Origin of the sequence: Paenibacillus darwinianus, from assembly GCF_000598065.1 — a bacterium.
Classification (GTDB): Bacteria; Bacillota; Bacilli; order Paenibacillales; family Paenibacillaceae; genus Paenibacillus_I; species Paenibacillus_I darwinianus.
The window spans coordinates 6,605-20,411 of the sequence record NZ_KK082176.1 but is presented as its reverse complement, the minus strand read 5'-3'; the positions used below and the strand labels follow the sequence as shown (position 1 = coordinate 20,411).

Sequence of the window (13,807 nt, the reverse complement as noted above, 5' to 3'; positions counted from 1 at the left end):
GGCCTTACCAGTTCCCGGAGAAGCTGATCCCCTTGATGATCCAGAACGCGCTTCGGGATAAGCCGCTGCCCGTATACGGCGACGGTCTGAATGTGCGCGATTGGCTGTATGTCGAGGATCATTGCAGCGCGATCGACCTCGTTCTGCATCAAGGGCGGAGCGGCGAAGTGTACAACGTAGGCGGGCGGAACGAACGCAACAATATTCAGGTCGTCCAGACGATCCTGCAGGAGCTCGGCAAGCCGGAATCGCTTATCACCTACGTCAAAGACCGCCTCGGACACGACCGCCGCTACGCGATCGACGCCGACAAAATCCGCAGCGAGCTCGGCTGGCAGCCGAAGCACGATTACGAGAGCGGCATTCGCGAGACGGTCCGGTGGTATCTGGCGAACCAGGGCTGGATGGAGCAGGTGGTCTCAGGCGCTTACCAACAATACTACGATCTGCAATACAAGGATCGTCTGAAGGCGAATTCGTAATGGAGCGGCGACTGAAAATCCTCATTACCGGCGCTTCCGGCCAACTGGGCCGGGAGCTGGTCCTTCTCACCGGGCCGACAGATGTGGAGATTGTCGGCTTCGGCCGTGATCGGCTCGATATCACGAACCTCGACAGCTGCCGTTCCGTGCTGGCTGAGCAGCGTCCCGATGCGATTATCCATTGCGCCGCCTATACGGCTGTCGATCAAGCCGAATCGGAGCCGGATGCGGCGTTCCGGGTCAACGCGAGCGGCAGCCGCAATCTGGCGGTCGCAGCGGAGGAGATCGGCGCGCGGCTCTGCTATGTGAGCACGGACTATGTTTTCGACGGCAAGGGAATGGCGCCTTACAACGAATATGACGCGCCGAATCCGCAGACCGTCTACGGCAAGTCCAAGCTGGCCGGAGAGGAACTGGTCCGGACGCTCTGCAGCCGGTACTTCATCGTCCGCACGTCGTGGGTGTACGGCAAGTACGGCCATAACTTCGTGAAGACGATGCTGAAGCTCGGCGGGGAGCGGGACAGCCTCAAGGTCGTCAGCGACCAGGTCGGCTCGCCGACGTACACGCTCGACCTTGCGGAATTTCTCGTACGACTGGTTCAGACGGAGCGCTATGGAACCTACCACGCGTCGAATACCGGAACCTGCTCCTGGTACGAGTTCGCGCAGGCGATTTTCGAAGAAAGCGGCATGACCACCGCAGTCGAGCCTTGCTCCACGTCCGATTTCCCGCGCCCCGCGCCGCGTCCCGCATACTCGGTCATGGACCACAGCGCGCTTCGCAGCAACGGCTTCGAACCGCTGCGGCATTGGCGGGAGGCGCTTCGCCACTACTTACAAGACTGCGAGTGATTTCCCATGCTCCATCCAGAAGGGCAGCCGACCGTGAGCGTCTGCATCGTCACCTTTAACAGCGAGAAGGATATCGAGGACTGCTTGCATGCAATCATGAAGCAGTCCTTTCCCGTTGCGTCCGTTGTCGTTGTGGACAATGCTTCGCAAGATGGCACCGCCGACCGCGTGTCGGGGTTTGGCCCTCCCGTAAGGCTGCTGTGCAACACGGTCAACAACGGTTTCGCGGGCGGACAAAATCAGGCCATCGCCCAGACGGACAGTGACTACGTCCTGGTGCTGAACCCGGATGTGACGCTGGAGCCCGACTACATCGCCAGCATCATGGAAGTGATGGAGACCGACACGAGAGTAGGCAGCGCAACCGGAAAACTCGTATTGGCCGACCGTCCGGATATGATGGACAGCGCAGGGTTGGCCCTCCGTGCCGACCGCAATGCCTGCGATATGGCGGCTTGGGAGCCGGCCTCGCNCTCGCAATGGGACGAGCCGCGAGAGGTGTTCGGCGTGTCCGGCGCGGCGGCGATGTACCGGCGGGCGATGATCGCGGATATTTCGTACGAGGGACAATTTTTCGACGAGGATTTTTTTGCGTACAAGGAGGATGTGGACGTCGCCTGGCGCGCCCGCCATCTGGGCTGGAAAGCCCGCTATGTGCCCGCCGCGCAGGCCGTTCATCATCGAGGCTGGAAAAGAGGCAACCGCAGCGCGATACCGTTGCTCGTCCGCCGCCACTCTTATCAGAACCGCTTTTTCATACTGATCAAGAATGAACCGGCCGGGTTGCACTGGTTCAGGCTGCTTCCTCTGATCACCCTCAAAGAAGCGGCGAAGCTCGCCTATATCATCGCGAGAGAGCCGCGACTGCTCGGCTGCTGGCCGGTTATTTGGCGTCACCTGCGCCCGATGCTGCGCAAGCGCAGGTGGCTTTTTCGCAGAAAATTGTCGATTTCTGTCAAGGATTAAAGCATTTCTGGTTGGTAGAACGCCGCATTTTTGCTAGAATGATAGTAGCTATGAATTTGGCTCTATCATTAGATGAGCAGAATGGTTTGAGGGTGATTTCGCTTGATCAGACAAAACCAGCGTTTTTTGACGCAAATCTATGTGATTACGGATGCGGCTTTTATGCTGCTTGAAGAATTGCAGAATTAATGGGCGCAACCCATTTACCAAATGCAACTTGTAGTGTATCCATGTCCATGGCTGGTGACAGAAGACCCGAATGTACTCAACCTCGTTGACCGCGGCTATGTGGATTACCGGGAGTTTGACCGGTACAGTGCAAAATCCATCCGTTTCATTACGCGGTTAAAGAGCAATGCAGACATCCACGTGATCGAAGAGCGGCCGGTCGATCCACAGTCCGGCATTCTTCGGGAAGCGGTCGTCAGGTTGGGGAACAAGAACACCTACTTGATGGAGCACCCCCTTCGGTTAATCGAATGTCTCGACAAGGAAGGAAACCGCGTGATGATCATCACGAATGATTTCAACCTGTCGGAGGAAGAGATCGGTGATCTGTATCGCAACCGATGGCAAATCGAACTGTTTTTCAAGTGGATCAAACAACATCTTCACGTAGCTTGCTGGAAGTGCTTAAGCATTTGCGGCTTGGCTGGGAAGGGACATTAGCGGCACATGAAACCGGTTGTTGGCAAAGTCGGCGAGCTGGCCGACGTGCTGCGCAGGAATGAGATCGACGAAGTCATTATTGCGCTCCCTCTCGATGCGCACGGCAAATACGCCGACATCATCAATGTGTGCGACAACGCCGGCGCGAAGACGCTGATCATTCCCGATTTCTTTGATTTACTGCCTGCCCGTCCTTTCTTCGACAACTTCGCGGGCATCCCGCTGATCAACGTCCGCGACATTCCGCTGGACGAGCTCAGCAACCGGCTGCTGAAGCGGACGTTCGACATTGCGTTCTCGCTCGTGGCGATCGCCGTTACGCTGCCCGTTATGCTGCTCGCCTGGATCGGCATCAAGCTGACGTCGCCGGGGCCGGTCATTTTCAGGCAGGAGAGAATGGGGCTGGACCGCCGGACGTTCCCGATGTACAAGTTCCGCACGATGCATGTGTCCGACGCATCCGTATCGGATACGCAGTGGACGGTGGAGAACGACCCGCGTCGCACGCGCTTCGGCTCCTTCCTGCGGCGTACGAGCATTGATGAGCTGCCGCAGTTTTTCAACGTGCTGGTCGGTGATATGAGCGTCGTCGGGCCGCGGCCCGAGCGCCCGTACTTCGTGGAGCAGTTCAAGGATGAAATTCCGAAATATATGGTCAAGCATCATATCCGGCCCGGCATTACCGGCTGGGCGCAGACGAACGGGCTTCGCGGCGATACGTCCATTCAGGACCGCATTGTGCATGATTTGTTCTATATCGAGAACTGGAGCTTTCTTTTCGACCTGAAGATCATTGGGAAGACGATTGTGAAGGGGCTCGTGAATAAGAATGCCTACTAATGAAGCCGCCGCGGGCGTTTTATGGGCGCCATCGGTTTCCGTTATCATTCCTACATACAATGCCGGTCCGGAACTTGAGAAGCTGCTGGGCCGGCTTTGTGCTCAGACGCTGCCGCCGCTGGAGGTCATTGTGATCGATTCAACGTCGCCGGACGGTACGGCGGAGCGGGCCCGCGCGGCGGGTGCTCGCGTGTTCGAGATTCCGCAGAGCGAATTCGACCATGGCGGTACCAGGAATCGGGCGGCCGGCTTCGCGGCGGGCGAGGTGCTGGTGTTCCTGACACAGGATGCGTTGCCGGAGGACGACCGTTTGCTGGAGGAGCTCGTGCAGCGGTTGCGCGATCCTCGGGTCGCATGCGCCTACGGCAGGCAGCTGCCGCGGGAAGACGCAACCGTGTTGGAGAGGCTGTCGCGTGCATATAATTATCCGGCCGTCTCTTCGGTGAAGGATAAGGGTGACCTGGAGCGGCTCGGCATCAAGACGTTCTTCTGTTCCAACGTGTGCGCGGCGGTCCGGCGGGAGACGTTCGTCGATTTGGGCCGGTTGGACGAACCGGTGATTTTCAATGAGGACTTGTTCTTTGCCGCCAAGGCGGTGCAGGCGGGCTACCGGATCGCTTATGCCGCGGAGGCAAGGGTCGTTCATTCGCACAACTACTCGGCTGTGCAGCAGTTCCGGCGTTTTTTCGATAATGGTGTATCCATGCGCAGGCATGCCTGGGTGTACGCATATTCTTCGGTGAACAAGGAAGGATCGCGCCTGGTCTGGACGCAGATGAAGGCGCTGGTCCGGGGGCGCAAGTGGCGCTGGATGGTGAGGCTTATGGCGGAATCGGTTGCCAAATATGCGGGCTATCAGTTGGGTAAGCGGTATGACCGTTTGCCCCATGCATGGTGTATAAGGTTCAGTATGCATCGTGAAATCTGGGGGAAGTTGAGCAGAGCGGGCAAAGGCGCTTCTATCCAGGGGTGAGTGGTAGGAGAGGATTATAGAGGGAACGAGCTACTCCTGGGTGGAATATCCAATTCATTATTTGTGGGGGAATGGATGCGGTGGCAGCCATACTTGTGTAGAGTGGTTAAACGCGGGTTATGAAGTGTTGGTATTGGATATTTTAACTAACAGCACTGATTGTATCAACCTGAATCATATCGGTCGATTTCGGTAAGGCTGTTGACGGAAAATAACGGAGGGAACCGCGAATTGAACGGGATCATATTGGCCGGAGGCCGCAGCCGCCGTATGGGGCGGGACAAGGCGCTGCTGGATGTCGGGGGCAAGCCGCTGCTGGCCGTGCTTGTGGGGCGGATGGCCGGCATTTGCGAGGCGATTGTGGTTTCGGCAGGGGATGAAGAGCGGGCTGCGAAGTACCGTCAAGCGCTGGACGGCCACGTGCCGGACGGTGCGATGGCCTGCGTGTCGTTCGTCGTCGACCGCTATGCCGGGTGCGGACCGTTAGCCGGCCTCCATGCCGGGCTGTCCGAGCTTCCTGACGGCTATGCATTCCTGATAGGATGCGATATGCCGCTGCTGTCGGAGCCGCTGGTTCGCCGGATGGAGGCGGCTGCTGTCGCCGCTGACGCCGATATCGTGCATGTGCCGGATCAGCCTTTCCACTCGCTGTGCCATACCCGCGCGGCCGATCGGCTTGCCCGGCTGTTGGAGCAGGGCGAGTACCGGGTGAGGAGGGCGCTGGAGCAGCTCAAGGCCGTGACGGTTGAGCCGGAGAGCGAGGAGGAACGGCAGGCGTTCGTCAATCTGAATACGCCTGACGCGTATGAGCGTTTTATGGAAGGTACATCTGGAAGTTAGCTTGCGTTAGCGCACAACGGAGGGGTATCCATGGAAGTCAGAAAAGCGATCATACCCGCGGCCGGGCTGGGAACCCGATTCCTGCCGGCGACGAAAGCGATGCCGAAAGAGATGCTGCCGATCGTCGACAAGCCAACGATTCAATACATTGTGGAAGAAGCGGTGGCGTCCGGCATCGAGGATATCATTATCGTGACAGGCAAAGGCAAAAGGGCGATCGAGGATCATTTCGACAACTCCTTTGAGCTGGAGCAGAATCTTTTGGACAAAGGGAAGCTTGAGCTGCTGATCGAAGTTCAGAAATCCTCGCGAATGGTCGATATCCATTATATCCGCCAAAAGGAAGCCAGAGGCCTGGGCCACGCGATTTGGTGCGCCCGCAAATTTATCGGCAATGAGCCGTTCGCCGTCTTGTTGGGCGACGACATTGTGCAGGCCGAGAAGCCTTGCCTGAAGCAGATGATCGAGAAATACGACCGCTACAGAGCGAGTGTCATCGGCGTGCAGCGCGTTCCGGAAGATGAAGTCAGCCGGTACGGGATCGTGAACGGCAAAGAACTCGACAATCGGTTTTACGGCGTGGCCAACCTGGTCGAGAAGCCGAAGAAAGAAGAGGCGCCCTCGAATCTCGCGATTATGGGGCGTTACATTCTCAGTCCGAAAATATTCGACATTCTGGAGAATCAGCAGCCCGGGGCAGGCGGGGAAATCCAGCTCACGGACGCGATCGACGAGTTGAATCGGCACGAGGCCGTATATGCCTATGATTTCGAAGGGACCAGATACGATGTCGGCGAAAAAATGGGCTTTATCCGGACGACGATCGAATTTGCGCTGCAGCGTGACGATTTGAGGCGGGAATTGCTGGAGTACATGGCCGGGAAGGTTGCGCAGGAAGGCGTGAATCCTGTAGGGGAGTAGGTTTTTAAAAAAGCAAAAAGACTGCACCTGGAAGGGATCCAATCTTCAAGGGAGCAGTCCTTTTGTGTGATGTTGGTGCGGTCTGCGCTCACGAGAACGGGGGAGTGGTCAAATACCGCTCTCGCTCGCCGTGCGCAGCCGCACCTTTTCATTGGCAGCCGGCTGAACGGTGACACCGGTGTCTGGTGCTTTCTCCTCCGTCCCGGCGCCGTAAAGCTCGCGGTCCGCGCGTTCGACACGCACCGCGCATATTTTGAACTCCGGCATCCGGCTGATCGGATGCAGTGCGTCGTTGGTGAGCCTGTTGACCGACAGGCTGCCGCCCCAATGGAACGGGACGAATATTGTCGTCGGATGTATTTCCTGGGCAATTTTCACGTCGAACACAAGCGAGCCGCGTCTCGTCGTCAGCCGTACTTTATCGCCGAAGCGAAGACGGAGCTTCTCGGCAAGCGACGGATGAAGCTCCGCAACCGGAGCGGCTGCTTTCTTCATGAGCGCATCCGTTCGCCTCGTCTGCGTGCCGCTCAGGTAATGGCTGCCGAGCCGGCCGGTCGTCAGAATGTACGGGTATTGCGCATCCGTCGTTTCCGCCGGTTTCTGCGGCGTAATGCCGTGAAGCTGCGCGCGTCCGTCCGGGTGGGCGAAGGCGCCGTCCTCGAACATCCGCGGCGTCCCCGGGTGCCCTTCGGAAGGGCAGGGCCAAAATACGCCTTGCTCGGCGATGAGTCGTTCATAGGTGATGCCGCTGTAATCGGCCTTGCCGCCGGCCGTCGCGCGGCGCAGCTCGTCGAACACCGCTTCGGGCGAATCGAAGCGAAAATATTTGCCGCGGCCAAGGCGGTCCGCCAGCGTGCAAATCAGTTTAAAGTCCGGCATGGCCTCGCCGGGCGGCTGCAAAGCCTGCGCCCGGTGGAAGACGCGGCCCTCCAGATTCGTAAGCGTGCCTTCCGCTTCGAGGAAAGAGGTGCCGGGCAGCAGCCAGTGCGCGTAGGCGGCGGTTTCCGTCTCGAACAGGTCGACGACGACGAGCAGCTCCAGCTTGCGCAACGCTTCTGCGACCCTTGTACTGTTCGGGCTCGAGACGACGGGGTTGGAGCCGAGCACGATCATGGCCTTGATTTCACCGTCGTCGATTTTGCCGAACAGCTCGTAAGCCGAAACGCCTTTGCCGGGAAGCGAGGCGGGCTCGATACCCCACACGCGGGCGACATGCTCACGGGCTGCCGGGTCGTCGATCATCCGGTAGCCGGGCAGCTGATCCGCCTTTTGTCCGTGCTCGCGGCCGCCTTGACCGTTCGCCTGTCCGGTTACGGCGCCGAAGCCGCTGCCGGGCTTGCCGATTTTGCCGGTGAGCAGGCACAGATTAATGTAGTTCAGCGTGTGCTCCACGCCGTTTGTTTGCTGCTCAAGACCCCGTGCGGTCAGCACGACGCCGGATTCCGCTTTGGCGAAGCCGCGCGCAATCGTGCGGATAACTTCGACCGGGATGCCGGTATAGAGCGATACGCGGTCCGGAGAAAATTCATGGACGGCCGCGCGCACCTCGTCGATTCCGTCCGTATGCTTCGTGACGAATTCGGCATCGTACAGCCTTTCATTAAGAATGACATGAAGCAGGCCGCTGACGAATACCGAATCGAAGCCGGGCTGAAGCGGAACGTGAATGTCCGCGATTCTGGATGTCATCGTCTGCCGCGGGTCGATCGTCACGATTACCGCCTTGCGTTTCTTGGCTGCGAGCAGGTAAGGCATCATGGTTGGCTGGCACTCCGCTATGTTCGTGCCGGCAAGTATAATATAGCGGGATTGAGACAGTTCCTCCAGCGGGAGGCTTAAGCCGCGGTCGATCCCGAACGCCTTGTTCTGAGCGGCGGCCGCGGAGGACATGCAATAACGTCCGTTGTAATCGATATAGCGTGATTTCAGCGCGACGCGTGTGAACTTGCCGAGCAGGTAGCAGACTTCGTTCGTCAGCGAGCCGCCTCCGAAGACGGAGACGGCGTCAGGGCCGTAGCGATCCTGGATGCTGCGAATACGCGAAGCAATGTCGTCCAGCGCCGAATCCCAGGAAGTGCGCTCCCACGCGGCACTGGAGGGACCGGTGTCCGAAGCGCCATCCGAAGCAGCTTGCCATGCGGACGGTCTGCGCTGCGGATGCAGCAGCCGGTCCGGATGGACGGCATGCGTCATCGAGTGAAAGCCTTTCTGGCACAGCCTGCCGGTAGCGACCGGGAAATCCGGGCTCGGCTTGACCTCGAATCCTGGCTCCTTCTCCGTCCGCACCAGCTCGATGCCGCACTGCATGCTGCAGAAGCAGCAGTGGGAAGGAAGACGATCTTTATTCGGTTGTGCGGCGACCGGAGAGGCCATCGAAATCCCTCCCTCCCATTACATGTATTTCCAACCCTTTAGACGTTCAAGCGGACATCCAATCCGTCACATCAAGCCGATCGAAGATCTCGTATGCGTCAAAAGCGTCCATTCCGGCAGCCTCCTTCTTAGGATGCAAGCGTGCCTTCCTCGAGCCGCGCTTTGCCGCCCTGGCCGAGGAACTCTCTTTTCCACTGGCCTTGCACGATGAACATCAGCACGATGCAGGACAGCGCGATGCCGGACAGGACCAGGAAGCCCGGCGTGTAGGAGCCGGTCGATTTATACAGGTTGCCGAGAATTTTCGGAAGCAGGAAGCCGCCGATTCCGCCGGCCGCGCCGACGATGCCGGTCACGATGCCGATCTCGTTCTGGAAGCGCTGCGGCACGAGCTGGAATACCGATCCGTTGCCGGCGCCGAGGCACATCATGCCGACGAACAGCAGCGCCGTTACGACGCCGAGCGGCGGAATCGAGGAGACGGAGGCCAGCATGAGCGCCGCACCCGCATATAGGAGCATCAGCATCCGGATGCCGCCGATCCGATCCGCGAGCCAGCCGCCCACCGGGCGGAAAAAGCTGCCGGCAATAACGCAAAGGGTCGTGAAATCGGCGGCGCGAACCGGACTCAGGCCATATTGCGTGTTGAAGAAAATCGTCAGGTAATTCGCGAGGCCGACGAAGCCGCCGAAGGTGACGCTATACAGAATACAGAACAGCCAGGCGTCCTTTTCCTTCAGGATGTTTCCATAATCGGCGAGCGTCTTCGGCTTCGGCTGGTTCGGGCTGTCCTTGGCGAGAATCGAGAATACAATGAATACGATGGCGATCGGGATGAGCGCCAGGCCGAATACCGTCTCCCAACCGTAAGCCTGGGCGATCCGGTTCGCGAACAGCGTCGTGAAGACGGTGCCGCTGTTGCCCGCGCCGGCGATGCCCATGGCCAGTCCTTGATACTGCGGCGGATACCAGCGGCTCGCCAGCGGCAGCGCGGCGGCGAACGAAGCGCCGGCGACGCCGAGCAGCAGGCCTACATAATAAAGCTCATTGAGCGAGTTGACGAATTGCCAGCCCCATACGAGCGGGACCATGGTGATTGCCATGCCGAGCTGGGCGGTCCGTTTCGGTCCGATCCGGTCAGTCAGGAAGCCGAGCACGAGGCGAAGGATCGATCCGCCGAGGATTGGCAGCGCAACGAGATTCGCTTTCTGCGCGGCGTCCATCGGATAGTCGGCCATAATGATGACGACAAGCGGACCCATCAGCACCCAGATCATAAAGCTGACATCGAAATAAAGAAAACTGCTGAATAAGGAAGGCTTATGACCGCTTTGCCAAAATCCCTTGTTTCCCACCATTGTACAAAACTCCTCTCAAAGTTACGTTTCTCTTTACATTTCCTGACACGAAAAGACCGCACTTTATCCCGTAGGATGCAGGCGGCCTCATTGCCAATCGGCGGCACGGCTTTGTGCTCACCGAATAATAGAAACGTCACAGCATTGTGAACGTTGATCTTGATTTGAATTATATGCGAGTGTCACAACCATGTCAATATAACTAACACAAATAATTTACACAAAATAATCCTATAGAAAACCTCACATATAACATCCCGATGATGTTTAACCGTGGATCAACTGATAGACTTTTACAATGGAAGCGGCGATGTCGCCGATTCTTTTCCGCTCGTTCATGGCCTGCTTGCGCAGAAAATCATAAGCTTCCGCTTCGTTGATTCCTTTGATTTCGCATAAAACGGCTTTCGCCTGATCGATCCACTTGCGTTCTTCGAGCCGCTGAAGCAGCTGTTCGCGTTCCTCCGCCCACCTTTTTCGCTGGTGAAAGCTTCGCAGCCCCCATTTCAACGCGAATTGCATCTCGACGGTCGTCATGGAGGCGAACAGTACGCCGTCCAGCCCGTAGCCCCAGTCGATTTCTTTCGGGGCGCGTGCTTCCGTGCAGAACCACAAGGTAGGCAGCCGCCTCATGCCGGCGATCGTCGATTGCCACTCGGACAAGCGTTCCAACGGGGTAAATAGAATCACCGCTTCCACAATGCTGATGAGCGGAAGCGCGTCGTCCGCCGTCTTGCAGCGGTGCAGTGTGCCGCAATTTTGCTGCAGGCTGTGCAGGGAGGCGATGCGGGAGTTGTCCTCGACGAGCAGGGCCGATTTGGGCATGGGGTGTCACCTCGCTTCTATTTTGGCTGTCAAATGTGTAATAAAATATAACATACAGGAAAAAGACTGTCGACGGAAAAATGACCCGGGCTTACCCGCAGTTTTTTATGTAAGATATATTGACATGATTATTCGATCGCACTATACTGTAGCTATATCGAATTAGTTATGGCACAATGGCGTGCCGCGGCTATGGCAATGATGCCTGTCTCCCGGATTACAGATGGTCGGGGGATGGGCTTTTTATGTTTTGAAACAGGAGGAGAAGCCTTATGAAAAAGAAGCTCGTCATGATCGGCAACGGAATGGCCGGCGTATCGTTTGTGGAGCAGCTGCTCAAGCTCAATCCGAACCGTTATGACATCACGATCATCGGGGCGGAGCCTCATCCGAACTATAACCGCATCATGCTGTCATCCGTTCTCGCGGGGGACGTCGATATGCAGGATATCGTTCTGAACGATTGGGACTGGTACCGGGACAACCAGATTGTGCTGCACGCGGGTCAGACGGCGACGAAGATCGACACGGCCGGTAAAATCGTAACGACGGACAAAGGTCTCTCCGTCCCTTACGACGAGCTGGTCCTCGCCACCGGCTCGCTGCCGTTCATGCTGCCGCTTCCGGGCGCCGATAAAGAAGGCGTCATCGCGTTCCGCGATATCAAGGATTGCGAGACGATGATCGAGACGGCGAAGAGCTACAAGAAAGCTGTGGTTATCGGCGGCGGCCTGCTTGGCATCGAAGCGGCGCGGGGACTGTTGAATCTGAATATGGACGTCAGCGTCGTGCACATCTTCCATTATCTGATGGAACGCCAGTTGGACTTCACCGCCGCCAGAATGCTGCAGGATGAGCTGGAGCGTCAAGGAATGAAATTCTTGCTGGAGAAAAACTCGGACTCGATCCTCGGCAAGAATCGGGTGACCGGACTGAAATTCAAGGACGGCTCCCAGGTGGACGCGGACCTGATCGTCATGGCGGTCGGCATCAAGCCGAATGTACAGATTGCGAAGGACAGCGGCATCGAGGTGAATCGCGGCATCGTCGTCGATGACTACCTGCAGACAAGCGTGCCGAACGTATATTCGGTCGGCGAGTGCGCGGAGCACCGGGGCATTGCTTACGGTTTGGTCGCGCCGCTGTACGAGCAAGGAGCGATATTGGCGAAAAGGCTGGCCGGCGTCGAGAGCGACGGCTACCAGGGCTCGGTTGTATCGACCAAGCTGAAAGTATCCGGCGTCAACGTATTCTCGGCGGGCCGCTTCACGGACGAACCGGGTACGAAGGCGGTCAGAGTGCAGGATGATCTGGATGGTGTGTATAAGAAGGTTGTTTTCCAGGACGGCAAGCCGATCGGTGCTGTGTTATTCGGCGACACGACGGACGGCTCGCGACTGTTCTCCGTGATCCGCAGCGGAGAGAGCTTTGCGGGGCGGGAGAAAGAGGTGCTGTTCGGGCCGGGCGGCGGAAGCGGCAAGCCTGCCAGCACGGCGGATTTGGTCGCCGCGATGAGCGGGGACGAAATCGTCTGCGGCTGCAATGGCATTACGAAGGACACGATTATGGAAGCCATCACGGAAAAAGGCTGCGTCAGCATAGGCGAGATCAAGGCATGCACGAAGGCATCCGGTTCCTGCGGCGGCTGCAAGCCGTTGGTGGAAGGCATCTTGTTGTCGGCACTTGGCGCGGACAACGTGGCGGTCGTCAAGGAAGGCATCTGCGGCTGTACGGAGCATACGCGCGACGAGGTGGTCGAGGCAATCAAGCGGATGCGGCTCGCCACGACGAAGGAAGTCATGCACGTCATGGAATGGAAAAACCCCGAGGGCTGCAGCAAATGCCGTCCCGCGCTGAACTACTACCTCGGCATGGTATGGCCGGAGGAGCACGAGGACGAGATGGAGTCCCGCTTCGTCAACGAGCGCAATCACGCCAACATTCAGAAGGATGGCACCTTCTCGGTCGTACCGCGGATCTACGGCGGCGTTACGACGCCGGAGGATTTGAAACGGATTGCGGAGGTTGCGGAACGGTACGAGGTGCCGCTCGTCAAGATCACGGGCGGCCAGCGGATCGACCTGCTCGGCGTGAAGAAGGAAGACCTGCCGAACGTCTGGAAGGAGCTCGACATGCCGTCCGGTTATGCGTACGGGAAATCGCTGCGGACCGTGAAGACGTGCGTGGGCTCGACATTCTGCCGATTCGGCACGCAGGATTCGATCCAGATGGGCATAGAGATGGAGAAAAAGTTCGAGCGGCTCGCCACGCCGCACAAGGTGAAGCTAGCCGTATCCGGCTGCCCGCGGAACTGCGCGGAGTCGACGATCAAGGATCTCGGCGTCATCGCGATCGACGGCGGCAGCGAGATTTACGTTGGCGGCAACGGCGGAACGAAGGTCCGCGCGGCCGAGCTGCTCGTGAAGGTGAAAACCGACGAGGAAGTACTCGAATGGACGGGCGCGTATCTGCAATACTACCGCGAGACCGCGCATTATCTGGAGCGCACGAGCGAATGGATCCAGCGCGTCGGGCTCGATTCGGTGAAGAAGGCGCTGGAGAAAAAGGAAGACCGCGAGGCGCTCGTATCCCGCATCGATAAGACGCTCAGTCTGCAGAAGGACCCGTGGAAGCAGATCATCGAGACCGAAGACCTGCGCAAGGCGTTTGACGTCATGACGGCGCCGGCGCAAGCGGAAGCGGCGC

General features: G+C 58.3%; 11 protein-coding genes and 1 pseudogene. 9 read left to right on the top strand and 3 right to left on the bottom strand.

The annotated features are described in order from the left end of the window. The 8 genes and pseudogenes from BG52_RS10820 to galU all read left to right on the top strand — a co-directional run. Positions 1–482 (top strand): dTDP-glucose 4,6-dehydratase (locus BG52_RS10820; RefSeq protein ID WP_036667244.1); only part of this gene is annotated, 482 nt, incomplete at its 5' end. Positions 483–493: 11 nt separating this feature from the next. Then, positions 494–1,336, top strand: coding sequence for a dTDP-4-dehydrorhamnose reductase (gene rfbD, locus BG52_RS10815; protein WP_036585322.1), 843 nt, complete (start codon positions 494–496; stop codon positions 1,334–1,336). Between the two features lie 6 nt (positions 1,337–1,342). Further along, positions 1,343–2,302 carry a glycosyltransferase family 2 protein gene (locus BG52_RS10810; protein WP_036667238.1) on the top strand — a complete coding sequence of 320 codons (960 nt, stop codon included), beginning with the start codon at positions 1,343–1,345 and terminating at the stop codon, positions 2,300–2,302. 210 nt (positions 2,303–2,512) lie between these two features. Next, positions 2,513–2,971 carry an IS4 family transposase gene (locus tag BG52_RS10805; RefSeq protein ID WP_081793791.1) on the top strand — a complete coding sequence of 153 codons (459 nt, stop codon included), beginning with the start codon at positions 2,513–2,515 and terminating at the stop codon, positions 2,969–2,971. A gap of 9 nt (positions 2,972–2,980) precedes the next feature. Next, positions 2,981–3,811 (top strand): annotated as a pseudogene (locus BG52_RS10800) (exopolysaccharide biosynthesis polyprenyl glycosylphosphotransferase); the annotation flags it as partial. Beyond that, positions 3,801–4,784: a glycosyltransferase family 2 protein gene (locus BG52_RS10795; protein ID WP_051587955.1), complete on the top strand. Its 984-nt coding sequence runs from the start codon at positions 3,801–3,803 to the stop codon at positions 4,782–4,784. The pseudogene BG52_RS10800 and the gene BG52_RS10795, both read left to right, overlap by 11 nt. 231 nt (positions 4,785–5,015) lie before the next feature. Then, the gene (gene mobA / locus BG52_RS10790) at positions 5,016–5,624 is read left to right on the top strand and encodes a molybdenum cofactor guanylyltransferase (protein WP_051587953.1); all 609 of its coding nucleotides are present in this window, start codon (positions 5,016–5,018) and stop codon (positions 5,622–5,624) included. A 30-nt stretch (positions 5,625–5,654) separates the two neighbouring features. Then, positions 5,655–6,545 (top strand): UTP--glucose-1-phosphate uridylyltransferase GalU, encoded by an 891-nt coding sequence (gene galU / locus BG52_RS10785; protein ID WP_036585297.1) that lies wholly within the window; start codon positions 5,655–5,657, stop codon positions 6,543–6,545. 108 nt (positions 6,546–6,653) lie between these two features. Here the strand turns inward: galU and BG52_RS10780 are convergent, their stop codons facing one another. The 3 genes from BG52_RS10780 to BG52_RS10770 all read right to left on the bottom strand — a co-directional run bounded on the left by BG52_RS10780 (position 6,654) and on the right by BG52_RS10770 (position 11,101). Continuing rightward, positions 6,654–8,918 (bottom strand): molybdopterin oxidoreductase family protein, encoded by a 2,265-nt coding sequence (locus tag BG52_RS10780; RefSeq protein ID WP_051587952.1) that lies wholly within the window; start codon positions 8,916–8,918, stop codon positions 6,654–6,656. A gap of 128 nt (positions 8,919–9,046) precedes the next feature. Next, the gene (locus tag BG52_RS10775) at positions 9,047–10,273 is read right to left on the bottom strand and encodes a nitrate/nitrite transporter (protein WP_144340797.1); all 1,227 of its coding nucleotides are present in this window, start codon (positions 10,271–10,273) and stop codon (positions 9,047–9,049) included. Positions 10,274–10,543: 270 nt separating this feature from the next. Beyond that, the gene (locus tag BG52_RS10770) at positions 10,544–11,101 is read right to left on the bottom strand and encodes an ANTAR domain-containing response regulator (RefSeq protein WP_036585291.1); all 558 of its coding nucleotides are present in this window, start codon (positions 11,099–11,101) and stop codon (positions 10,544–10,546) included. Positions 11,102–11,373: 272 nt separating this feature from the next. Between BG52_RS10770 and nirB the strand changes: the two genes are divergently transcribed. Beyond that, a partial coding sequence (nirB, locus tag BG52_RS10765; protein ID WP_081793789.1) for a nitrite reductase large subunit NirB occupies positions 11,374–13,807 on the top strand: 2,434 nt, incomplete at its 3' end.